Source organism: Nonomuraea sp. 10N515B, assembly GCF_052245915.1.
Classification (GTDB): domain Bacteria; phylum Actinomycetota; class Actinomycetes; order Streptosporangiales; family Streptosporangiaceae; genus Nonomuraea.
On record NZ_JBQQBQ010000006.1, the window covers coordinates 212702 to 234133 of the forward strand.

Below are 21432 nucleotides of genomic sequence, written 5' to 3' on the forward strand. Positions count from 1 at the left end.
TTGCCGTTATATGATTCCTAACGGCTAGCCAGTCATGCATTCGTTAGATTTTGAAGGAGTGCGGAATGTCGTTCCAGACCGGGCACATCGGGCTCAACGTCACCGACCTCGACAAGTCCAAGGAGTTCTATCGTCGGGTCTTCGGCTTCACGGTGGCGGGCGAGTCACGGCAGGACGATCGCCGCTACGCGTTCCTGGCACAGGACGGCACGCTGGTGCTGACCCTCTGGCAGCAGAGCGAGGGACGCTTCGCCGCCGCCCAGCCGGGGCTGCACCACCTGTCGTTCCAGGTCGCCGACCTCGCCGCGGTACGCGAGGCCGAGGCGGTCATCAGGGAGATCGGGGCGACCCTGCACCACGACGGCGTTGTGCCGCACGGCGAGGGCGCCTCGTCGGGTGGCGTGTTCTTCGACGACCCTGACGGCATCCGCCTGGAGATCTACGCTCCGGATGCCGCCGGCGACCGGCCCGCTCCCACGTCCGGCGCGCCGACCTGCGGGTTCTTCTAATGCGACACCCAGGCGAGATCGCCGTGCAGCGGCGGGCGGGGGTGCGCGGAGAAGACCGCGGCAGCTCCCGCACCCGCCCCGAGATCCCGGACGTGGCGGCCGCCTTCCTGCGCGAGCAGCACCTGCTCGTCGCGGGCGCGGCCGACGACCGGGGCCGCTTCTGGGCCGGTGCGATGACCGGCCCGCCCGGCTTCGCCTCACCCGAGGACGACCGCACGATCGTGGTGCACGCCCTGCCCGGTCCGCCGCTGGATGGGCTGTTCGCCAGGGAACGCGCCATTGGACTGCTGGCCATCGAACCGCACACGCGGCGCAGGATGCGCGTGAACGGCACCGCCGTACAGGCGGGAGATGCGCTGGTGGTGTGGACGGAGCAGGTCTACTCGAACTGCCCCAAGTACATCCAGACCCGCGAGCCCACCTCCGAGCCTGCCGGCACGCCGGCGAGACTCGGGGGCGGGACCACGCTCCTGGCCCGTCACCAGGAGTGGATCGGCACGGCGGACACGTTCTTCATCGCCACCGGCGTCGAAGGTCTCGGCGCGGACGTGTCGCACCGCGGCGGCAATCCCGGGTTCGTGCAGGTCACGGGGCCGGCATCACTGGTGTTCCCGGACTACGCCGGCAACTCGATGTACATGACGCTCGGCAACCTGGAGCTGAACCCGGCCGCCGGGCTGCTGTTCGTGGACTGGGAACGCGGGGAGACGCTGCACCTGACCGGGCGGGCCCAGGTGGACTGGGATCCGGGCGACGTGCCGGGCGCGCAGCGGCTGGTGCGGTTCGAGCTGGACGAGTACGTCCACGTCGCGGGGACCGTCGCACCGGGCTGGACGGCCCCGGGCTACCACCGTTTCAATCCGCCGGCTCCTGGAGACGCTTCTCGAACCAGTGGTGAGCGTACGGCTCGTCGTTGAAGGGCTCCACCTCGCGGTAGCCCGCCGCCCGGTACAGGGCGATGGCCTCGGTGAGCGACCGGTTGGTCTCCAGCCGCACCGTACGCAGCCCGTTGGCGGCCGCCCGACCCTCGGCCTCGGCGAGCAGGCGGCGTCCCAGGCCCAGACCGCGCGTGGAGGGGTCCACCCACATGCGCTTGAGCTCGGCGTACCCGCCGCCGGGGTGCAGCTTGAGCGCCACGCATCCGACCGGCTCGGTGCGGAGCGTGGCGACCAGCAGCATCCCGGCCGGCGGGCGGAGCTCGTGGTCGTCGGCGGAGATGCTGCGAGCCGGGTCGAAGCCGCCGCCGAACCGGCCGGCCAGTTCGTCGACGTACGCCTGGATGCAGTGGCGGGCATGCGGGTGGCGCGGGTCGAGCACGTCGATGGCGACCGTCGAGGCCAGGAGCAGCCGTTCGACCTCCGCCATGGCGGCCACCAGGCGCTCGCGCTGCCGGGCGGAGAGCGGCTCGAGGATCGACGTGGCCGCCTCGTCGGACCTGCGGTCCAGCTCCTCGCGCTCGGCGAGGCCCGAAGGGGTGAGCCGGGCCGTGCGGACCCGCCCGTCGGAGCCGCCCCCGTCGTCGACGACGACCAGCCCGTCGGCCTCCAGCGAGCGCAGCAACCGGCTCAGGTATCCCGAGTCGAGCTCCAGCCGCGCCCGCAGGGCGCGTACCTCGCTCCCTGCCGCGCCGATCTCCCACAGCACCCGCGCCTGGCCGAGCGGGCGGTCCCTGGCCAGGAACCTGTCGTCGAGTGCGCCGATCCGCTGCGTCACGGTCCGCTGGAACCTGCGCACCTGTGCGATCGTCGAAACGTCCATTCTCTGACTCTAGTCAGAGAATTCCGGATCCGGGAGAGGGCAGGTGAATCAGGACCTCACGCCTTCGGCATCGTCGCCCCAGGCCGGCAGGGGCGTGCCGGGGCGTGCGCGATCCAGAACAGCCCGCCGGGCTCGGCTCTGCTCGCCCTGCACGCCAGGGTCGCCGACGTGACCTCGGAAGAGGTCGCCCAGGCGATCGAGGCCGACAAGACGCTCCTGCAGACCTGGTGCATGCGCGGCGCGCCATTCCTGTTCCCGACGCAGGACGCGCCGGTCTTCACCATGGGCGTCCTCCCCGACGGGGAGACCTCCCGGCGGCGTTTCATCCTCGGTGTCGAGCAGGCGCTGGCCACGCTGGGCATGAGCCTGGACGAGGCGGTGGAACGCACGGAGCGCGAGCTGGAGGCGGTCCTGTCGGAGCGCCGGCTCGCCATCGACGAGCTGGGTGCGCGGCTCAGCGCGCGGATCGTGCGTCACCTGCCGCCGGAGCAGGCCCTGGTGTGGCAGGCGGAGGGCCCTTACGCGGCCGGCCAGCCTTGGGGCGAGGGCGTCGTGCACTTCGCCCTGCGGATCGTCGCGCTCAAGGGCGCCCTCTGTTTCGCCCCGCGCAGCGGGAACAAGGCGCCTTTCGTGCTCACGGCCGAATGGCTCGGCGAGCCGCCGCCGGACCCCGATCCCCAGGCGGCGCGGGCCGAGCTCGCCCGCCGATACCTGCGCTGTTACGGCCCGTCCACGCCTAAGGGCTTTGCCGCCTGGACCGGTCTGACAGCCGGGGACGTCCCGCACCGGTGGCGGCTCATCGAGGACGAACTGGCTGAAGTGGACCTGGACGGCCGCCCGGCCTGGCTACTCGCGTCCGACCTCGACGCGTTGCGGTCGGCCGAGGCGGTGCGCGGGGTGCGACTGCTGCCTCCGCGTGATCCGTACATCCAGACTGCCGACAGGCTGCGACTGGTTCCCGACAAGGGCCTGCACCGGCGGATCTGGCGTACGACTGGCGAGCCCGGAACGGTGCTGGCGGAGGGAAGGCTGGTGGCGACGTGGCGGCAGCGGAAGGAGGGCATGCGGCTGCGGATCGAGGTGGAGCCGCTCGCCGCCCCGCCAGGCTCCGCTGCCCGCGACCTGATCGAGGCGGAAGCGGAGGCCATCGCCGTGCTCCGCGGGGCCTCCGGCTGCCGCGTGCGGTTCACCGGGACATGATCAGGACGGTGGCGCGAAGACGTTCGGAGTGCTTCGGCGACACGTTCGGGGACACCGCGGCGGTTGACCTGCGCCTCGTAGCCCACTCCTGCACCACTGCTAAGTCGGACAGGTGCGCCGGGTCCGGGTGCATCGGCTGCTCACACCCGGCAGCCTGGACGAACAGCTGCTGCGGATCCTCCACGCGAAGGCGGAGTTGGTTCGACGCCTACGCCAGGCGCAGCCACCTCGCCGAGTCCACGCCCGAGTCGATCGATCTCTCGGACGAGGTCCCTGGCCGAGCGGATCGTCAAGGAAGAGCGGGAGCGCCTCCCCGCGGCGAAGCCTGCGGAAACGTAACATCCCGTCGGAGTGATCCGATAGCCGGTCAGCTGGTACGACGATCTTCCGCCGCGGCGCATCCTTCCGTACGATCATCCACGTGTCTGGCACTTGGACCGGCTTAGCACGCCGCTCCCGTCGCTCCCGAGCCGGCCGCCGCGCCGCGGCGCTCCTGCTCGTTGCCGGCTGGGGCGTCTATGCCCTGTGGCCGGCGAGCGTCACGAATGAGCCCATCCTGTACGGGGCGCCGGTCCACGACGAGGGTTGGGCGCTTCACCTACGATCCGGGCGCAGCCTAGAGCTCGGCGAGATGCAGGCAGACGACCCTCTCATCGTGAGCGGCGACGGTCACACGATCGTCTACGTCCAGAGCAACCGCGTGCAGGCACGCGACCTGCGGGACGGAACGGTCCACGACCTCGCCGACGCGGGCCGCCTTACCGGCCTGCACGTCTCCTTCGACGGCCGGGATGTCACGGTCTCGTACCGGGATCGCACGCTGATCGCGAACCTCCGGACTGGCGAGCGCCGCACGGTTCCCGATATCTGCAGGGTGTCCGGCTTGTCCGCCACCGTCGTGTGGGGTGCGCCCGGCTGCGAACGCCGTGGGGAGGACGCCCGGCTCGTGACCGTGCGGCGCGATGGCACGGGGGCGTTCGTCGGCAAACTGACCGGCGGGCTGGTATCGCCGGATCTGCGGCTTGTGGCGTCATATGACTTCGACGGCGTTCTGATCAGCGACGCCATGTCGGGCAAGAAGATCAAATTGATCAAGAGAGAGAATCCGGGCATCATCGCCTGGTTCAACGATCACGAAGTCATCGTCGAAGGATCGCCGTACCAGCTCATCGACGTCAGGACGGGCAACAAGCGCCACGACCCGGCGCTGCCGGACGAATGGATCCCTTACGTCGCGTGGCCGGGGGCGGGTAATGACTGGCTGGGCTGAACGGCAGGCACGCGCCGCGTCCCTGCTCGCCGGCCGATCGGCGGCGAGACTCGCCAGGGGCAGCGGCACCCCTGCCAGCTATTTCCGGATGTTTCGCCGCTTCCTATCGCCGCTGCGTCTCTGGGACGCGCCCGCCTGGGGTCGTGGACTGTCCCGGCGGCAGCGGGCGATCCTCGTGGCGACGCTGCATGAGGGATGGGACGAGGAGGACACCGCCGAGTTGTGCGGGTTGAGCCAGGCCAAGGTACGAGCGCTCGCCGTACCGCAGGAGGAAAGGGCGGCGCTCGCCGCCCGGCTTCGGGAGACGGCCACGACGCCGGCACCGGCGTCGGCGCGCTTTCCGAAACTCGTCGCCGGCCTCTGCCTGCTCGTCGTGGCCGGCTCGGCTGCCGTCGTCCCGCTCGCCTCTCCAGCGCCGCCGCTGCCGGTTCTGCCCGCCGTGGCGGCCGAGCCCATTCGGTACGGCATGCGCGTCCGGGAGGAGCTGTTCCCCGAACGGATCGAGCCGTTCGCCTCAGCGGATCCGTCCGAAGGATGGCTGGTGGTCGGCACGTCGGGACGGCGCTGGCGGCTACCGGACGCCCTCCCGCAAACCGACGTGCAGGTGAGCCCGGATGGCCGCAAGCTCGCCTACTACAGCCTCGCCCGGATGCAGGTGGTGATCCAGGACGTCATGACCGGTGCGATCATTCCCGTTCCGACCGCCTTCTACAAGGCTGCCCTGGCTTTTTCCGCCGACAGCCGCCATCTGGCCATGGAACAAGCGGACGACGTGGTCGTCACCGACGTACGGTCGGGCGTCGTCACGCGTCTACGGGTCGACGAGTTCCTTCTTGGCTGGGCGGGCGATCATCTGGTGGTGAGCAACTCCTACGACGGGATCAAGGTCCTGGCCCTGGACGGCTCAGTGATCGCGAAGCTACGGGCAGCGGAACTGGATCCTCAATGGGAGCTGGCCGTTTCGCCGGAGGGCGAGGCGGTCGCCGTGCCCTCCGGCGGGCGTGTCCTGATCCTCGACCTCGACGGCAAGGTGATTCGCAAGGTCGACGCCGACCTGCCGCCGACCGCCGAGCTCAGGCGCGTCTATCGATGGGTGGGACCTGGCGAGGTGCTGCTCTATGCGCCTGGTTACGGTTCAGCCACCGTCTACCTCGTGGACGTGCGCACCGGCGCGGCCCGGCCGGTCGCGCACGCTCCGCAGGTGGCCGGGCACGACATCACGATCGGAGCGGTATGAAGGTCCGGCTCGCCCTGGCGGCACTCCTGCTGACGGCCTGCTCTTCCGCCGCCCCCGAGGATCCGAGCCCGTTCGCGCCCACGCAGTCCCCCGTCCGCTGGGTCCGCACATCAGGCATCGCCCGCCTCGCATCCGGCCAGGATGTGGCGATCCCGAACGTCGCGAAGGTCGTGGCCGTGAGCCGCGATGGTCATCGCATCGCCTACATCGACGACGCCTCGGACCGTTACGTCGCGCTCGACCTGCGTACCGGTCAGATCCGGAAGCTCAACGCGAAACCGGTAGGCCGGGTCATGGCGCATGAGCCGCACCTGGCCATCTCGGGCGACGGCGTGTTCTTCGCCACCTCGCCTGCGGAAGTCGCGGAAACCACGATCACCAACTTTGATACCAGCGAGACCAGGATCATCAAAAATGTCTGCCGGCTCTACGGCGTGACCGCTTCAGGGGTGCTCGGCACGCGGGACTGCGAGGGCGACAGCGACCTGCGCTGGGTCTCTCCAGGCAAGAAACCGCGCGTCTTCGAGTTCCTCAACCGCAACGACGGGCCGTCGCTCTCACCCGATGGGAAGGTCATCGCGGTTCGAGGCTTCACGCTCATCGATTTCGCGACCGGTAAGGCGGTGCGGGACTTCCCAATTCCGGCCACCGAACAGTGGCTCGATGCCGATCACCTTCTGGCCAGGACCGGCAACGGCTATTACGCCGCCGATATCGGAACCGGCACCCTCACCAAACTCACTGTGGAGGCGCCCCCGTACGAGACGGTCCTGTTCGGCCGATGGCAGTAGCGGCCCATTTAATCGCCATCTGGGCACACAAGGCAGTCTTCACCCGCATAAAGATCAAGGGCGGCCGGATCAGCGAGATCGCTTACCGACCGCCCTTTGACGACGATGTTGTGGAGCTATGGGGATTCGAACCCCAGACCTCCTCCATGCCATGGAGGCGCGCTACCAACTGCGCTATAGCCCCGCGCCATGTACGAGTTTATCGGACTCCACGACTCCCAAAGCACGCTCTGGACATCTCACGAGAGAAGGGCCCGGCCCCAGGAGTTCAGGGCCGGGCCGGCGGCCTAACCGACCGAGCGGGCCTTCTCGATGAGCGTGGCCAGCTCCGACACCATCGGGTCCTCGGAGGTCGCGGCCAGCCGCGAGGCGTGCTCGCCGAGCTCGGGCAGGTCCATGCCGAACGCCTTCCTGTCCCGCAGATAGACGGCGAACGCCGCTGCGACCACGTCCACCTGGAGCCGGACCGGTGTCGCCTTGGCCCACACGTCGGCGACCAGATCCTCGGCCTGGAGCGACTTACTCGCTTCGGAGGCGGCGCGGGTGTCGGGGTGCTGCCAGCGGACGGTGGCCTGGGCGAGCTGCCCGGTAGCGCCGGGCTTGAGGCGGATCGAGTAAAGGGCGGTGACCGAGTGGCCGGGGCCGATCTCGCCGCCGTCCTTGCTGTCGTCGCGGAACTCCTCGGTGGTCAGGGCGCGATTCTCGTACCCGATGAGCCGGTAGCTGTCCACGACCGACGGGTTGAACACCACCTGGGCCTTGGCGTCGCGGGCCCGTAGCTCGATGGTGGCGGGCAGCTGGGTGGTGAAGATCTTGTCGGCTTCCTCCTGGGAGCTGACGTACACGGCCAGGCCGTCGCCGTTGTCGGCCAGTTGCTCCATCAGCTCGTCGCCGTACTCCCTGCCGACGCCGACCGTGAGCAGCGCGACCTGCTTGCCCGCGTACTCCTTGACCTGCTCCAGGATCTCCTGCCACTGGGTGCTGCCCTGGTTGGCCAGGCCGTCGGAGAGCAGGACGACCCGGTTGGTGGCGGCGGGGCGGAACGCCTTGGACGCCTCCTCGTACCCGGCGACCAGACCGGCCTCCAGGTTCGTGCCGCCGTCGACGACGAGCCGGTCCACCGCGCTCTTCAGCTCGTCCCTGGCGGTCAGCGGGGTCATCGACGCCAGCACCTCGGCGGCGTCGTCGAAAGCCACGATCGACACCTGGTCGCCGGGCGCGAGCTGGTCGAGCAGCGTGTGCAGGGCCGACTTGACCAGGTCGAGGCGTCCGGGCTCGGCCATCGAGCCGGACACGTCCACCACGAACGTGAGGTTGGCGGGCCGCCGCGCCGCCGTGTCGGACGCGCGCGTCTGCAGGCCGACGCGCAGCACGGCCTCGTCGCGACCGGGCAGCTTCGCGCCGTCCACGTGCACGGCGAACCCGTCGTCCGGCGGCTGCGCGTAGTCCTGCCTGAAGGCGTTGACCCACTCCTCGGGGCGGATCTCGCCGGGCGCGGGCCAGCGGCCCTCCTGGAGGGTACGGCGGGCGTAGCCGTACGAGGCGGTGTCCACGTCCAGTGCGAACGTGGAGATCTGGGCCGTGGTCGTGTCCTGCTCGTCGTTCTCCTGGATGGGCGACTTCGTGGGGGCGGGCCGGTACGGGGACGCGGCCGGCTGCTGGGCGTGCTGGGGAGCGTTCTCGTCGCTGGTCGCCTTGCCGCCGGAGCCGCCGCAGGCCGCGACGGCGAGGAGCACAATGAGCCCGGTGCCGACCGCTAACGGGCGAATTCTCATCTCAACCACCTCCGCCCCGTACGACGGAACTGGATCTTCAGCGGCCGGGCCGGTGACTCAAGCGAGCACAAACCGCGATCGATACGTGATCAGTTGTGACAGCCGGTGCCACCGAGGCATCAGTTCCAGGCGGCCGGCGCAGCCCCTGGGCCATGAGCACGCCCAGGCCGATCAGGACCAGGCAGGCGATCACCAGTGCAGCAGGAGCAACTCGGCGGAGAAGCCCGGCCCCAGGGCGAGGAGTACGGCGGGCGCGTCCGGCCGGGCCTGCGTCTCCTGCAGCACGTGGAGCACCGAGACCGACGACAGGTTGCCGTGCTCACGCAGCGAGCGCCAGGTGACGTCGAGCGCCCTGGGCGGCAGGCCGAGCGTGTCCACGATCTTCTCGATGACCTTGGGCCCGCCGGGATGGCAGATCCACGTGGCGACCTGGTCCGGGGTCAGGCCGTAGTCGGTGAGGAAGAGCCGGATGTCGGCGGCCAGTGCCTGCTCCACGAAGGCGGTCAGCTCCGGGTCCAGCACGATGCGGAACCCGCGGTCGCTCACCTCCCAGCCCATGAGGTGCTCGGTCCCGGGATAGAGGCGGCTGCGGGTGGCCACGACCTCGGGTCCGGGCCCGCGCCCGGTCGCCACGACGGCCGCCGCGCCGTCCCCGAACAGGCCGCTGGCCACGAGGTTCGCGATCGAGGTGTCGTCGCGCTGGATCGTCAGCGAGCACAACTCCACGCACACCAGTGCCGCGGCGTGTCCCGGCCAGCCGCGCAGGTAGTCGTGCAGGCGCGCCAGCCCGGACGCGCCGGCCGCGCAGCCGAGGCCGAACACGGGCGTCCGCTTGACGTCCGGCCGCAGCCCCACGCGCTGGGCCAGGCGGGCGTCGAGCGAGGGCGTGGCCAGGCCCGTGGTGGAGCAGAACAGCAGGTGGTCGATCTTCTCGGGGCGTACGCCGGCCTTGTCGAGCGCGCCGCGCAGCGCCTGCTCGGTCAGGTCGAGGGCGATCTCGGCGTACATGTCGTTCGCGCGGGCGAAGGAGTCGAGCTTGGCGTAATCCTCCAGCGGGAGGGCCAGATTGCGGCCCGTCACGCCCGTCGCGACGTGGAAGCGCCGCAGGAGCTCCTCGTCGCAGTCGGTCAGCCGGGAGAACGCCTCCGTGATCTCCTCCTGGTCGTAGCGGTTTTCCGGCAAAACCGTCTGTACACCCGAAATGTGCATATATCACTCCTGCCGCGGAGAGGCTCCGGCTAACATGCGGGCATGGCGCTGCCCGACCCGTACCGGCCCCACAGGGTGGCCGTGCTCGCCTTCGATGGGATGGCGCCGTTCGAGCTGGGCTGCGTCGTGGAGCTGTTCGGGCTGCCCCGGCCCGAGCTGGACGTCCCCTGGTACGACCTCAAGGTGTGTGCCGAGACGCTGGAGCCGCTCAGGGTGGTGGGCGGGTTCACCATGCGGGCCGAGCACGGGCTGGACGTGCTGGCCGGGGCCGACACGGTGATCGTTCCCGGGGCGGACGTGCACGCGCCGGCGTCCGGAGAGCTGGTCGCGGCGCTGCGACAGGCGCACGGACGTGGCGCGCGCATGGTGTCGATCTGCTCGGGCGCGTTCGCGCTGGCCGCCGCCGGGCTGCTGGACGGACGCGTGGCGACCACGCACTGGAGGTACGCCGACCTGCTCCAGGACCGTCACCCCGTCGTGCGGGTCAACCCGTCGGTCCTGTACGTGGACGAGGGGGACGTGCTGACCAGCGCCGGCAGCGCCGCGGGGCTCGACCTGCTGATCCACCTCGTCCGCACCGACCACGGCCCCGGCGTGGCCAACACCGTGGCCCGCCGCCTGGTCGTGCCGCCGCACCGGGAGGGCGGTCAGGCGCAGTTCATCGAGGCCGCGGTCACGGCGGTCGAGGACGATGACGCGGTGGCCAGGGCGATGTCGTGGGCCATGGACAACCTGGTCCGGCCCATTGCCGTGGCGGACCTGGCCAGGGTGGCGAACATGTCGCAACGGTCGTTCATCCGGCATTTCAAGCGCCAGACCGGCACCAGCCCGTTGCGGTGGGTGATCGCGCAGCGGGTGGCCGCCAGCCTGACGATGCTGGAGTCCACGGCGGCGCCGGTCGAGGAGATCGGGGCGGCGGTCGGATTCGAGAGCCCGGTGACGTTCCGCCACCATTTCTCCAAGACCATGCGTACGTCCCCGTCGGCCTACCGGAAAGCGTTCAGCGGGCGCGCGGGGTGAGCCGCCAGAGCGACGTCACCTCGGCGGCACGGGCCGCGTGCAGGGGATCCGCCGCGTCCTTCGGCCGCCGGTGGCGCGGCGCGACGTCCCGGCGGCCGGCGACCCGCAGCCCCGCCCGCTCGAACGCGCTCAGCAGCTCGTCCCGGCTGCGCAGCCCCAGGTGCTCGGCCAGATCGGACAGAATCAGCCAGCCCTCGCCCTCGGGCTCGAGGTGCTCGGCCAGCCCGTTCAGGAACCCGCCCAACATCCGCCCGCCTGAATCGTAAACGGCCTGGTCGAGGGGCGAGATCGGGGTGGCGGGCAGCCACGGCGGATTGCACACGACCAGCGGCGCCCGTCCCGGCGGGAACAGGTCAGCCCGCACGATCTCCACCGTGCCGCCCAGCCCCAGCCGCGCGACGTTGTCCTCGGCGCAGTCCACCGCCCGCTGCTCGAGGTCGGTGGCCACGACGTGCCGGACGCCGCGCCTGGCGAGCACCGCCGCCAGCACCCCCGTGCCCGTGCCGATGTCGAACGCCAGCCGGTCGGCGGGCAGCGGCGCCTCCGCGACCAGATCCACGTATTCGCCCCTGATGGGGGAGAACACACCATGGTGCGGGTGGACGCGGGCGCCGAGCGCGGGGACGTAGACGCCCTTTTCGCGCCACTCGTGGGCGCCGATCAGGCCGAGCAGCTCACGTAGCTGGCCCACGCCCGGGGGCGCCTGCGGACCGTAGACCTCGGCGCAGGCCTGCCGCACGTCCGGTGCCCTGCGCAACGGCACCACGTGGCCGGCGTTGTAGGGGATGAGCAGCATGCCCAGCGTGCGGGCACGCTGGGATCGGGCCTGGCGGTGACGGTGGAATCCCGATCCCGGGGCGGCGGGCTTGCAGCGGCGGCCCATGGCGCTCAGGAGCTGACGGGCGTTGTGGAAGTCGCCGCGCCACAGGAGGGCAGTGCCTTCGCAGGCGAGACGATAGGCGGTGGCGGCTTTCGTCCGGTCGTCGGCGACCACGACACGCTGGGGTGGCGGCACTCCCAGCGCCGAACGCCACTCCGCCGACCGTTCCCGCCCCGCCTCGGTCCATCGGATCATCAGGACTCGACCGTTTCACAGACCCGCGTCCTCAGGCGATCCATTTTCCATTCGGTGGGCGCGGGCCACGGCCTGGCTCTCCACCGTCGGCTTGACCTGTGACTCACCGATGATCACAATCGAGGCCGCCTGCAAATTGAGCCCGGCCCGCCGGTTGGATCTGCCTGAGCAGCACCGCGTGACCTCCGCGCCGCCGTGAATGCCTCGACCACCTCCCGGCGGCGGATCGCCTCCCGTTCTACGAGGCCGACGTAGGCGGGGTGTGCAGGATCTTGGCCAGGCCTGCCAGGTGATCGGCCGGCCTGCGCGGTCGGTGAGGCCATGATGGGCGAGTTCGGTGGCCAGGCACCCATCTTGGCCTTCTGGTTTATGCCTTGCGGATCTCGCCGGACAGGTTGGCGGAGTAGAACTCGGCCATCAGGGAGTGGATGCCTTCAACCAGGCGTCCGGAGGCGGCCTCTTCGAGGTTCTCGGTAACGCTGATCAGCGTGACGCCGTGCCGCCGTAGCACGGCGCGGATGGCCGCGTGGATCATGCGCACCTGGTTACCAGCTCCGACATCTTTGCGGGCGGCAGCGACGGATTGGCTGACGCCGCCTCCAGCACCTGCCAATCGTCGTCGGTGAGCAGTTCAACGATGACCTTTGGCGGCAGGTGCGGGTGGCTGGCGGCGATGGGCCTGGCCTGCCGGTCAGGCAGGCAGTTCAGCAACGCCGCGGCTGTTGCGTTGCGGTGCCGGGCAACTTCACGGAGCGCCTTTTGAACCGGTGGTCGATGGCGGGTCAGATCCTCCAGCAACGCTGACGTGGCATCGGGGTTCTTTGCCACTGCCGCGACGACCCTCACCCCGTGGAGGTCGACCATGGCCCGCAGTTGAGCTTCGGACAGGCCGGAGTGAGGTGCGATGGACTTGGCCACCTTGGCGCCGGGATCAGCAGCCAGGGCATCGCGGATCTCGGGCGGCAGATCACGCCGTTCGCCGAGGAGCATCCGCAGGGCTGGGGTCGGTGAAACGGCCAGCTCCCAGACCTCGGCGATCGAGGCAGCAGCGATCCGGGGCAACAGGGTGGAGCCGACTTTGGTGGTCGCCGCCAGTTGCGCGAGTACGTCCAGCGGCACATTTGGGTTCTGGGCGAGGCTGCGCTTCACATCGTGGCCGATATCGGTGGAGAGCACGCGGATCAAGTTGTCATCGATCGCGGGATTGGCGGCGAGCGCGGCGCGGACGCCGGGTTCGGGGCTGGTGGCAAGCCGTGTATAGATCGCCGGCGGTAAGTCGGGACGCTCGGCCAGTTGCCAGCGCAGCAGCATGGACGGATGGTCGGCGAAGCCGATGACGGCCGCAGGCGGCGTGGCCGGGTTCTGCACCGCCTTGAGATGCATCTCGTGAGTGGTGGACTCGTGAGAGCCGGCACATGAGGCGCCCGGACGCAGTTCGCAGTCGAGTCTCGGGCATTGCGGATCGTGAATGAACGGTGTTTCCTCGCGGTCACAGACCAGACATCTCCGTGCCGGCGGGAGCCGTTCGCAGCTGAGCAGGGCAGCCAGTACCTCTGGCGGTGTCGCTTCGTTGGCCGCCACCGCGCTGCGGACTTCCGCATGTGGATGCTCAGCAAGTCGCGCTGCCATGTCTGCGGTCGTCCACAAGGCGAGCTCTGCGACGACCTGTACCTCAGCGTCGCCTGCAAGAATCTCCCGCACATCAGGGGGAAGATTGGGGCACGCGGCCAGCTTCTCCCGGCGTTCGACGCTGGAGTCGGTCGCCAGTACGCGGGCCCACGCAGGTCGGCCGAGGCCCTCGGCGAGCAGGGCGAGGGCGATGTCCAGCCGAGCGACAGGATCGACGGCATTGGTTGCCAGCAGACCCCGCTCCACAAGCCGTACAACACTCGGTTCGATACGTGAGGCAAGCGCCACTGCCTGCGCATGCGTGAGGTCCTCGCGCTCCGCCAGAGCCGCCGCTATGTCTTCGTCGGCGGCTGTGATCAGCCGGTCAACCAGATCCGACGGCAGCGCTGGATTGGCGGCGAGCCCGCACAGGATGTGGTTCACGGGGATATTCTGCGGTCCCTGTTGTCTGGAGTGCGTCGCCGGTGTGGCGGAACCCTACCTCTGGCTGACGCGGACAGGTTGTTCCTGGAGGAGTTGTACGAGACCGATCGACAGACGCACAGGCTCGTGAACCAGGCGATTCTGGTGTTGGAACGCAACGGCCCCTCCGAAGGGCGACCGCTGGTGGACACCATCGCCGGATCGAAGATTCTTTTCGTGTTCGCCCCGTGGCGGGCGGCGATCCTGCTGGTTGCCGGCGACAAGGCAGGGAACTGGGAACGGTGGTATCGCGAGGCAGTACCACGAGCCGAGCGGTTGTATGAGTTCTACCTGGTAGAGCGGCACAAGGAGATGGACAGATGAGCGGTTACCGCAGGTGGCGCGAAAGCGGACACCTGGAGCGTGCTGTGGAGACCGCCGGAGGCGCCGAGGAGTTCGAAGACGAGGTTCGTCAACTGCGTGAGGAAGCTCAGGGCTGGCGACTGGCCGAGATGCGGCAGCGCCGGGGCCTCACCCAGGCGCATGTTGCCGAACGTATGGGCGTATCCGTCGCTCGTGTCTCCCAGATTGAGAAGGGCGACGTGTCCACGCGTGAGGTACTAGATCGCTACGTTGCCGCGCTTGGTGGCACCCTCAAACTCGTCGCCGACTTCGGGGACGAGCAACTCAAGGTCAGCTGATTCTGCCCCACGCTGTAATACGGCTGAGAGATGGTCGAGGCTCCGGACGGCCCGACGGCGCACTCGGCCGTCGGCGCGACCTCGGGGAGTACTTCGCGGCCGAGGTGCGCGCCGGGTGTGGATCTCGGTCTCCGACAGAGCGTGGCGGGGCCGAGGACTCCGTGGGGTTCCTGTTCAACGCCGATGTGAGCTGAGCGCGTAGTCGAAGGTGTAGGAGTGCTCGCCGTCCGGGCCGATGACGATGCCCATCTCGCCCCTCAGGCCGCGCAACTCCCCCGTCGCCGAGTCCGGCACCACAGAAATGCGCAGCGACTGCTCGCCCTGGTCGCTCACCGCGTTGTGCTGGACGACGAAGCTGCCGGACCGGCCGTGCAGCGTGCCCTCGATGCGTTCGAGCGCCACGTAGGAGCGCGAGTCCTCCACCGGGGTGCTCGCCACCAGCAAGGTGACGACGCTGGTGCCGGTCAGGTCCCCGTGGAAGGTCTTGGACATGGTCACAAGTCCGAGGGTGACGCCGTCGCGGTCCTCGTAAGGCGGCTTGGCGTTCCAGTCGGCGGTGTCAAAGGTGCCCTTAGCGGTCATGCGGTCCATCGTGCCGAGCTAACCTGTCAGATTCCGTCAGGTACCGGTGAGGCGCTCCACCACCGGCGCGAAGGCGTCCAGGCATTGGGCGTTCACCGACACGTACGAGACCCCGAGCCGGTCCCTGCGCCGCAGCAGGACGTCGGCCATCTCGCCGGGCGTCCCGCGGAGCACGCCGGTGGCGGTGTCGTCGAGGGAGCCGAGCCAGGCGGGCGGCTCGGTGCCGGCGGCGGCGAGGTTCATGCCGAGCTCGAGATCGTCGAAGCGGTCGCCGGCCAGCTCGTACAGCTCGTCCAGCTTCGCCGCCACCTGCTCCTCCGTGGCTTGTGGGGGCACGCCGAGAGCGACCGTGTCAGCCCTGGCCGCGGCCAGCCTGAGCAGCCGGGTGCCGGACGCGGCGAGCAGGATGGGCACGTCCTTGACGGCGTCGATGGTCTCGGAGAGCCGCTCGAGCCGCTCGCTCGGCGTGCCGAACCTGACGCCGAGCTCGGCGGCGTCGCGTTCGGCGTCCGGCCGGCCGGCGCCGAGGCCCAGCTCGAACCGGCCGCCGGTGAGGGTCTGCAGGGTGGCGGTCTCCCACGCCATGGCGCGCGGGGTGCGGTTGGCGACGCTCAGCACGTACGTGCCGACGCGCAGACTCGTCGTGACCGCGGCGGCCGCGGCGCACGCGGCGAAGGGCGAGAGGGTGCCGAGCGTGTCGGGCACCAGCAGCGTGGCGTAGCCGAGGTCCTCGGCCCGGCGGGCCAGGCCGGTCCAGTCGGGGGCGTGTCCGGCGACCGCGCCGAACCTGAACAGGTGATCGGTCATGCCCTAACGATCGCCGACCGGCACCCCGATGACATCGTCCCGGGGGCCGGTGACCGGCTACATCCGGCGGTGCAGCCGCCCGGGACGGACTACTCCCCCAGAAGTATCCGCGTGAAGTCGTTGGCGAACGTGCCCGCCGGGTCCAGCCGCCGCGCCAGCGAGCGGAACCGCTCCGGGCAGGACGGCCACCGGGTGAACAGCTTGCCCCAGTGCGGGCGGGGGTCGAACGGCGCCAGCGTCTCCTCCACCAACTCCAGCACCGGCAGCACACCTGCCAGGTCCTTGACCCAGGTGAAGTGGATGCCCACGCTGTCGCGTCCGCGGAAGGGGCTGAGCCACAGGTCGTCGGCGGCGATCGAGCGGACCTCCGAGATCTGCAGGACGGGGCGGATCCTGTCGCCGATCGCGTACAGCTCGCGGAGCGCCTTGACGGCGTGCTCCCTCGGCAGGATCAGCTCCGACTGCAGCTCGTCGCCGGCGCCGCTGGGCTCGAAGTCGGGGCGGAAGTGCGGCAGGCGCTCGTGCCACGGTCCCGGCACGCCGAGCTGGAGAGTGCAGCTGTCGGCCGGCATGGTCGGCAGCGGGTGGCGTGGGGCGTCGGCGGGGTGGGTGCCGTACCAGTCGGGGCTGGTCAGCTCCTCGGTGCGCTTCAGCCAGACGCGGGTGTCGCGCCAGTCGGTGAAGAGGCTGACGCTGTAGCCGCTCGACATGATCTCGTCGAAGTCGGCGAGCGCGTCGACGGACAGGCCCTCGCGGACGTATTGGCGCACCTCGAAGGCGGGCACCAGGTCGAGCGTCAGCGACGTCACGACGCCGAGGGCGCCCAGCGCCACCACCGCGCCGGGGAAGTCGGCGTCGCCGCGCGACAGGGTCAGCACCGAGCCGTCGGCCGTGACGAGGTCGAGCGACGCCACGGCGGCGGCCAGCCCCTGGATCGTGTCGCCGGAGCCGTGCGTGCCGGTCGCGACCGAGCCGGCCACGGAGATGTGCGGCAGCGAGGCCATGTTCGCCAGCGCGAAGCCGGCCTGGTGCAGGATCGGCGCGAGCCGCGCGTACGTCATGCGCGCGGGCACCCGCACCTGGGCCGCCGCGCTGTCGATCTCCACGGCGTCCGGCATCCGGTCGAGGACCACCAGGTCGCCGGTGGTGTCCGCGATGTCGTTGAACGAGTGGCCGCTCCCCAGCGCCCGCACCTGGGAACTGGCCGAGACGAGCCGCTGGAGCTCGTCGAGCGAGGTCGGGTGATGAACGTCTTGTGCCCGGAATGCGGTGTTTCCCGCCCAGTTGGTCAGCGTCACGGCCTTACCCTCCCACAGCGCGCACCTTGTCAGCCCGGCCCGGGTGTCGCTAGTTTCATGACCCGCTGACGGAGGTGTGCCGTGCTCTATCTGTCCCAGGCTCTCGGCCTGGTCACGCTCGTGCTCTGGCTCTACTGCCTCTTCGACGTGATCACCACGCCGGACACGCTCTGCCGTAATCTGCCCAAGATCGCGTGGGTGGTGATCGTGTTGTTGTTCCCGTTGGTCGGCTCGATCATCTGGCTGGTGGCGGGGCGGCCGCAGCGGGCTGAGACGCCGACGCGGCCCAGCGCGTTTCCCGAGTACGACCGCCCGGGCCGGTTCGCCGCGACCAACCCGGACGACGACGAGGAGTTCCTGCGCCGCTGCCGCGAACGTGCCGAGGAGCAGCGCAGGAACGCCCCGAAGAAACCTGCCGACGAGGACTAGAGGCCCTGGGCCAGGCGGTAGTACGCCTGGTTCCAGCGCAGCTCCTTGGTGAACCGCTCGGTTGTGGTGTCGGCGTCGATGACCAGCAGCTCCACGCCGAGCATGTCGGCGAAGTCGGTCAGCTCCTCGCGGCCGACGGCCGTGGAGAGCACCGTGTGGTGCGGGGCGCCGGCGGTCAGCCACGACTCCGTGGACGTCCGCAGGTTGGGGCGAGGGCTCCAGACCGCGCGGGCCACCGGCAGCTTGGGCAGCGGCTGCGGCGGCGCCACGATGTCGATCTCGTTGGCCACCAGGCGGAACCTGTCGCCCATGTCGGCCAGGCCCACGACGATGCCGGGCCCCGGCTCGGCGTCGAACACCAGCCGGACCGGGTCCTCCCTGCCGCCGATGCCCAGCGGGTGGATCTCGCACGACGGCGTTCCGGCCGCGATGGACGGGCAGACCTCGAGCATGTGCGCGCCGAGGATGAGCTCATTGCCGGGCGTCAGGTCGTAGGTGTAGTCCTCCATGAAGGAGGTGCCGCCGGGCGTCATGGCCTTGAGCGTGCGCAGCAGGACCGAGGTCTTCCAGTCGCCCTCGCCGCCGAAGCCGTACCCGTCGGCCATGAGCCGCTGCACGGCCAGGCCGGGGAGCTGGCGCAGGCCGCCGAGGTCCTCGAAGTTGGTGGTGAACGCCTTGTAGCCGCCGGCCTCGAGGAAGCTCCGCAGGCCCAGCTCGATCCTGGCCGCGTAGCGCAGCGACTCGTTGCGCTCGCTGAGCAGCTCGGGCGCGACGGTGTACTGCTCGGCGTACTCCTTGACCAGCGCGGTCACGTCGGCGTCGGAGGCCGCGTCCACGGCTTCGACCAGGTCGTTGACGCCGTAGGTGTTGACCGAGACGCCGAAGCGCAGCTGGGCCTCGACCTTGTCGCCCTCGGTGACGGCCACGTCGCGCATGTTGTCGCCGAAGCGCACGAGCTTGAGCGTGCGGACCTCGGCCAGGCCCGTCGCGGCGCGCACCCAGGTCATGATGCGCTCGCCCACGGCCGGGTCGCTGACGTGCCCGGCGACGGTCTTGCGCGGCACGCCCACGCGGGTCTGGATGTGGCCGAACTCGCGGTCGCCGTGGGCGGCCTGGTTGAGGTTCATGAAGTCCATGTCGATGGTGCTCCACGGGAGCTCGACATTGGCCTGGGTGTGCAGGTGCAGCAGCGGCTTGCGCAGCGCGTCGAGGCCGGCGATCCACATCTTGGCCGGGGAGAACGTGTGCATCCACGCGATCACGCCGGCGCACGAGTCGTCCGCATTGGCCTCGAGCATGATCCGCCGGATCGCGGCGGCGTCGGTGAGCACGGGCTTCCACTCGACGGAGACGGGCAGCTGCTCGGCGATACGCTGCGACTGCTCGGCCACCTGCCGCAGCGTGTCCTCGCCGTACAGTCCCTGGCTGCCGGTCAGAAACCAGATCTTCAACGCGGGCTCCTCTGTCCGTAGACGTTCTGATAGCGGTCGTAGAGGCGGTCGATGTCGTCCTGCGCGATGGGCAGCGGGGTGCCGAGCTGGCGGGCCACGTGCACGGTACGCGCCACGTCCTCGCACATCACGGCCGCCTTCACCGCGGACTTCGGGTCCTTGCCGATGCTGAACACGCCGTGGTTCTGCATGAGCACGGCCTTCGAGCGGTGGCCCTTGAGCGTCTCGACGATGCCCTGGCCGATGGAGTCGTCGCCGATCAGCGCGAACGGGCCGATCGGGATCTCGCCGCCGAACTCGTCGGCCATCGCGGTCAGCACGCACGGGATGGGCTCGCCGAGGGCGGCCCAGGCGGAGGCGTACGTCGAGTGGGTGTGCACGACGCCGCCGACGTCCGGCATGTTGCGGTAGACGTAGGCGTGCGCGGCGGTGTCGCTGGACGGCGCGTGTTCGCCCTCCACGAGGTTGCCGTCGAGGTCGCACACGACCATGTTCTCGGGCGTCAGCTCGTCGTAGGAGACCCCGGACGGCTTGATGACGAACAGGTCCTCGCCCGGGATCCTGCCGGAAACGTTTCCAGCAGTCCAGACGACAAGGTTGTAGCGGACCAGCTCGGCATGCAGGTCAGCGACAATCTTTCTCATGCGTGTGCCTCGTTCCTGATCGCGCGCAGCGTGTGCAGCATCTGTCCGTCAGCGAAGAAGTCGTGGAGCCTGCGGTATTCGGCGTAGAGCCGGTCGTAGGCGTCCGCACGGGCCTCGTCGGGCACGTACGCGGCCTCGGTGCGCTTGCCCATGGCCGCGGCGGCCTCCTCGATGCCCGGGTAGGCGCCGGCGGCGACGGCCGCGTGGATGGCCGAGCCGAGCGCGGGCCCCTGGTCGGAGCCGATGACCGACAGCGGGCGGCGCAGCACGTCGGCGTAGACCTGCATGAGGAAGGGGTTCTTGAGCAGGCCGCCGGCGACGATGAACTCCTCGACGGGCACGCCCGACTTCTCGAAGGTCTCCACGATCATGCGGGCGCCGAACGCCGTGGACTCGATGAGGGCGCGGTAGACGTCCTCCGGCTTGGTGGCCAGGGTCTGTCCGATGATCACGCCGGAGAGGTTGTGGTCCACGAGCACCGAGCGGTTGCCGCCGAACCAGTCCAGCGCCACCAGCCCGTGCTGGCCCACCGCCTGCTTCTCGGCCAGCGTCGTGAGGGTTTCGTGCCCGTCGGTCCCGAAGGTGTCCACGAACCAGGCGAAGATGTCGCCGACCGCGGACTGACCGGCCTCGTACCCCCACAGGCCCGGGACGATGCCGTCGCGCACGACGCCGCACATGCCGGGCACCTCGGCGTGCTGGTCGCTGGGCATGACGTGGCAGGTCGAGGTGCCCATGATGGCCACCATCTGGCCGGGCCGCACGGCGTCGGCTGCGGCGTTGGTGACGTGGGCGTCCACGTTGCCGACGGCCACGGCGACGCCCTCGGGCAGGCCCGTCCACGCGGCGGCCTGATCGGTCAGCCGGCCGGCGAGGCCGCCGAGCGGGGCGACCGTGACGCCGCCCACGTCGTCACCGACCTGGCCGGTGGCGAGCTTGCCGACGAAGCCGGCGAAGCCCGGGTTCAGCTCGGCCAGGAACTCCTCCGACGGGTAGGCCCCGTCCTGGAAGATGCCCTTGTAGCCGACCGTGCAGATGTTGCGGCTCTCGACGCCGGTGAGCTGCCAGATGATCCAGTCGGCGGCCTCGATCCAGCGCTCGGCCCTGGCGTAGACGTCCGGGGCCTCCTCCAGCAGCTGCAGGCCCTTGGCGAACTCCCACTCGGAGGAGATCTTGCCGCCGTAGCGCGGCAGCCAGCTCTCGCCGCGGCGCGCGGCCAGCTCGTTGATCCGGTCGGCGTGCGGCTGCGCGGCGTGGTGCTTCCAGAGCTTCGGCCAGGCGTGCGGCAGCTCGGGCGTCTCGAAGCACAGGGGCGTGCCGTCGGCCGTGGTCGGCAGGACGGTGCAGGCGGTGAAGTCGGTGCCGATGCCGATGACCTGCTCGGGCTCGACACCGGCGGCGGCGATGGCCGCGGGCACGGCGATCTTGAGCACGTCGATCCAGTCCTGCGGCGACTGCAGCGCCCAGTCCGGGCCCAGCTTCACGCCGGAGCCGGGGAGGGTCTGCTCGATGACGCGGTGGGTGTACTCGTGGACGGCGCTGCCCAGCTCGGCGCCGTCGCTCACGCGGACGACGACCGCACGCCCGGACAGCGTGCCGAAGTCGACTCCGACCACGTAATTGTTAGCGTTCACATTGAACTCCA

At 70.0% G+C, this 21432-nt stretch carries 22 protein-coding genes and 1 tRNA gene; 10 read left to right on the plus strand and 13 right to left on the minus strand.

From position 1 onward, the window contains the following. Positions 1-65 precede the first annotated feature (65 nt). Positions 66-509: a VOC family protein gene (locus ACTWQA_RS11230; protein WP_443159178.1), complete on the plus strand. Its 444-nt coding sequence runs from the start codon at positions 66-68 to the stop codon at positions 507-509. Then, positions 509-1426, plus strand: coding sequence for a pyridoxamine 5'-phosphate oxidase family protein (locus tag ACTWQA_RS11235; protein WP_443159179.1), 918 nt, complete (start codon positions 509-511; stop codon positions 1424-1426). Before ACTWQA_RS11230 ends, ACTWQA_RS11235 begins: the two co-directional genes overlap by 1 nt. Here the strand turns inward: ACTWQA_RS11235 and ACTWQA_RS11240 are convergent. After that, positions 1365-2267, minus strand: coding sequence for a bifunctional helix-turn-helix transcriptional regulator/GNAT family N-acetyltransferase (locus ACTWQA_RS11240; protein WP_443159180.1), 903 nt, complete (start codon positions 2265-2267; stop codon positions 1365-1367). The genes ACTWQA_RS11235 and ACTWQA_RS11240 overlap by 62 nt on opposite strands. 27 nt (positions 2268-2294) lie before the next feature. Between ACTWQA_RS11240 and ACTWQA_RS11245 the strand changes: the two genes are divergently transcribed. From ACTWQA_RS11245 to ACTWQA_RS11260, 4 genes are all read left to right on the plus strand, one after another. Further along, the gene (locus ACTWQA_RS11245; RefSeq protein WP_443159296.1) at positions 2295-3467 is read left to right on the plus strand and encodes a winged helix DNA-binding domain-containing protein; all 1173 of its coding nucleotides are present in this window, start codon (positions 2295-2297) and stop codon (positions 3465-3467) included. Between the two features lie 700 nt (positions 3468-4167). Then, entirely contained in the window at positions 4168-4737 is a 570-nt protein-coding gene (locus tag ACTWQA_RS11250) for a hypothetical protein (RefSeq protein ID WP_443159181.1), read from the plus strand. Then, positions 4721-5974: a hypothetical protein gene (locus ACTWQA_RS11255; RefSeq protein ID WP_443159182.1), complete on the plus strand. Its 1254-nt coding sequence runs from the start codon at positions 4721-4723 to the stop codon at positions 5972-5974. Before ACTWQA_RS11250 ends, ACTWQA_RS11255 begins: the two co-directional genes overlap by 17 nt. 143 nt (positions 5975-6117) lie before the next feature. Next, a complete protein-coding gene (locus ACTWQA_RS11260; RefSeq protein ID WP_443159183.1) occupies positions 6118-6765 on the plus strand; it encodes a hypothetical protein in 648 nt (215 codons plus the stop codon). 111 nt (positions 6766-6876) lie between these two features. Here the strand turns inward: ACTWQA_RS11260 and ACTWQA_RS11265 are convergent. The 3 genes from ACTWQA_RS11265 to ACTWQA_RS11275 form a co-directional block, all read right to left on the minus strand. Beyond that, positions 6877-6949, minus strand: a tRNA-Ala gene (locus ACTWQA_RS11265). A 103-nt stretch (positions 6950-7052) separates the two neighbouring features. Continuing rightward, on the minus strand, positions 7053-8540 hold the full coding sequence (locus ACTWQA_RS11270) for a YfbK domain-containing protein (protein WP_443159184.1): 1488 nt from the start codon (positions 8538-8540) through the stop codon (positions 7053-7055). A gap of 189 nt (positions 8541-8729) precedes the next feature. Continuing rightward, entirely contained in the window at positions 8730-9749 is a 1020-nt protein-coding gene (locus ACTWQA_RS11275; protein WP_443159185.1) for a type III polyketide synthase, read from the minus strand. Between the two features lie 42 nt (positions 9750-9791). Between ACTWQA_RS11275 and ACTWQA_RS11280 the strand changes: the two genes are divergently transcribed. Continuing rightward, positions 9792-10769, plus strand: coding sequence for a helix-turn-helix domain-containing protein (locus tag ACTWQA_RS11280; protein WP_443159186.1), 978 nt, complete (start codon positions 9792-9794; stop codon positions 10767-10769). Here the strand turns inward: ACTWQA_RS11280 and ACTWQA_RS11285 are convergent. The 3 genes from ACTWQA_RS11285 to ACTWQA_RS11295 form a co-directional block, all read right to left on the minus strand. Next, positions 10750-11844 carry a methyltransferase gene (locus ACTWQA_RS11285; protein WP_443159187.1) on the minus strand — a complete coding sequence of 365 codons (1095 nt, stop codon included), beginning with the start codon at positions 11842-11844 and terminating at the stop codon, positions 10750-10752. The genes ACTWQA_RS11280 and ACTWQA_RS11285 overlap by 20 nt on opposite strands. A 367-nt stretch (positions 11845-12211) precedes the next feature. Then, positions 12212-12379 carry a recombinase family protein gene (locus tag ACTWQA_RS11290; protein ID WP_443159188.1) on the minus strand — a complete coding sequence of 56 codons (168 nt, stop codon included), beginning with the start codon at positions 12377-12379 and terminating at the stop codon, positions 12212-12214. Next, the gene (locus tag ACTWQA_RS11295) at positions 12376-13719 is read right to left on the minus strand and encodes a hypothetical protein (protein ID WP_443159189.1); all 1344 of its coding nucleotides are present in this window, start codon (positions 13717-13719) and stop codon (positions 12376-12378) included. The genes ACTWQA_RS11290 and ACTWQA_RS11295 overlap by 4 nt, the downstream gene beginning before the upstream one ends. A 51-nt stretch (positions 13720-13770) precedes the next feature. On the opposite strand from ACTWQA_RS11295, the gene ACTWQA_RS11300 reads away from it, so the two are divergent. Together ACTWQA_RS11300 and ACTWQA_RS11305 are read left to right on the plus strand one after the other, a co-directional pair. Beyond that, on the plus strand, positions 13771-14259 hold the full coding sequence (locus ACTWQA_RS11300) for a type II toxin-antitoxin system RelE/ParE family toxin (RefSeq protein ID WP_443159190.1): 489 nt from the start codon (positions 13771-13773) through the stop codon (positions 14257-14259). Further along, the gene (locus ACTWQA_RS11305; RefSeq protein WP_443159191.1) at positions 14256-14576 is read left to right on the plus strand and encodes a helix-turn-helix domain-containing protein; all 321 of its coding nucleotides are present in this window, start codon (positions 14256-14258) and stop codon (positions 14574-14576) included. The genes ACTWQA_RS11300 and ACTWQA_RS11305 overlap by 4 nt, the downstream gene beginning before the upstream one ends. Before the next feature lie 174 nt (positions 14577-14750). On the opposite strand, the gene ACTWQA_RS11310 is transcribed toward ACTWQA_RS11305, so the two are convergent. From ACTWQA_RS11310 to ACTWQA_RS11320, 3 genes are all read right to left on the minus strand, one after another. After that, positions 14751-15158 carry a DUF3224 domain-containing protein gene (locus tag ACTWQA_RS11310; protein WP_443159192.1) on the minus strand — a complete coding sequence of 136 codons (408 nt, stop codon included), beginning with the start codon at positions 15156-15158 and terminating at the stop codon, positions 14751-14753. A 36-nt stretch (positions 15159-15194) separates the two neighbouring features. Beyond that, positions 15195-15965, minus strand: coding sequence for an LLM class flavin-dependent oxidoreductase (locus ACTWQA_RS11315; protein WP_443159193.1), 771 nt, complete (start codon positions 15963-15965; stop codon positions 15195-15197). Positions 15966-16054: 89 nt separating this feature from the next. Next, complete coding sequence (locus ACTWQA_RS11320) at positions 16055-17263, minus strand: FAD-binding protein (RefSeq protein ID WP_443159194.1); 1209 nt, start codon at positions 17261-17263, stop codon at positions 16055-16057. 81 nt (positions 17264-17344) lie between these two features. On the opposite strand from ACTWQA_RS11320, the gene ACTWQA_RS11325 reads away from it, so the two are divergent. Further along, the gene (locus ACTWQA_RS11325; RefSeq protein ID WP_327590164.1) at positions 17345-17692 is read left to right on the plus strand and encodes a PLD nuclease N-terminal domain-containing protein; all 348 of its coding nucleotides are present in this window, start codon (positions 17345-17347) and stop codon (positions 17690-17692) included. On the opposite strand, the gene araA is transcribed toward ACTWQA_RS11325, so the two are convergent. From araA to araB, 3 genes are read right to left on the minus strand one after another with little or no spacing between them, the layout of a single operon-like run. Continuing rightward, the gene (gene araA, locus ACTWQA_RS11330; protein ID WP_443159195.1) at positions 17689-19143 is read right to left on the minus strand and encodes an L-arabinose isomerase; all 1455 of its coding nucleotides are present in this window, start codon (positions 19141-19143) and stop codon (positions 17689-17691) included. The two genes, ACTWQA_RS11325 and araA, sit on opposite strands and share 4 nt — an antisense overlap. Then, a complete protein-coding gene (locus ACTWQA_RS11335) occupies positions 19140-19787 on the minus strand; it encodes an L-ribulose-5-phosphate 4-epimerase (RefSeq protein WP_305922610.1) in 648 nt (215 codons plus the stop codon). Before ACTWQA_RS11335 ends, araA begins: the two co-directional genes overlap by 4 nt. Then, positions 19784-21403 (minus strand): ribulokinase, encoded by a 1620-nt coding sequence (gene araB, locus ACTWQA_RS11340; protein WP_443159297.1) that lies wholly within the window; start codon positions 21401-21403, stop codon positions 19784-19786. The genes ACTWQA_RS11335 and araB overlap by 4 nt, the downstream gene beginning before the upstream one ends. Positions 21404-21432: the final 29 nt, after the last annotated feature.

Bases quoted from the DNA above. Each gene is read 5' to 3' on its own strand.
- ACTWQA_RS11335 (WP_305922610.1), bottom strand. From the start codon at position 19,787: ATGAGAAAGATTGTCGCTGACCTGCATGCCGAGCTGGTCCGCTACAAC.
- ACTWQA_RS11230 (WP_443159178.1), top strand. From the start codon at position 66: ATGTCGTTCCAGACCGGGCACATCGGGCTCAACGTCACCGACCTCGAC.
- ACTWQA_RS11315 (WP_443159193.1), bottom strand. From the start codon at position 15,965: ATGACCGATCACCTGTTCAGGTTCGGCGCGGTCGCCGGACACGCCCCC.
- ACTWQA_RS11255 (WP_443159182.1), top strand. From the start codon at position 4,721: ATGACTGGCTGGGCTGAACGGCAGGCACGCGCCGCGTCCCTGCTCGCC.
- ACTWQA_RS11270 (WP_443159184.1), bottom strand. From the start codon at position 8,540: ATGAGAATTCGCCCGTTAGCGGTCGGCACCGGGCTCATTGTGCTCCTC.
- ACTWQA_RS11235 (WP_443159179.1), top strand. From the start codon at position 509: ATGCGACACCCAGGCGAGATCGCCGTGCAGCGGCGGGCGGGGGTGCGC.
- ACTWQA_RS11285 (WP_443159187.1), bottom strand. From the start codon at position 11,844: ATGATCCGATGGACCGAGGCGGGGCGGGAACGGTCGGCGGAGTGGCGT.
- ACTWQA_RS11300 (WP_443159190.1), top strand. From the start codon at position 13,771: ATGCGTGAGGTCCTCGCGCTCCGCCAGAGCCGCCGCTATGTCTTCGTC.
- ACTWQA_RS11275 (WP_443159185.1), bottom strand. From the start codon at position 9,749: ATGCACATTTCGGGTGTACAGACGGTTTTGCCGGAAAACCGCTACGAC.
- ACTWQA_RS11290 (WP_443159188.1), bottom strand. From the start codon at position 12,379: ATGATCCACGCGGCCATCCGCGCCGTGCTACGGCGGCACGGCGTCACG.
- ACTWQA_RS11240 (WP_443159180.1), bottom strand. From the start codon at position 2,267: ATGGACGTTTCGACGATCGCACAGGTGCGCAGGTTCCAGCGGACCGTG.
- ACTWQA_RS11280 (WP_443159186.1), top strand. From the start codon at position 9,792: ATGGCGCTGCCCGACCCGTACCGGCCCCACAGGGTGGCCGTGCTCGCC.
- ACTWQA_RS11305 (WP_443159191.1), top strand. From the start codon at position 14,256: ATGAGCGGTTACCGCAGGTGGCGCGAAAGCGGACACCTGGAGCGTGCT.
- ACTWQA_RS11310 (WP_443159192.1), bottom strand. From the start codon at position 15,158: ATGACCGCTAAGGGCACCTTTGACACCGCCGACTGGAACGCCAAGCCG.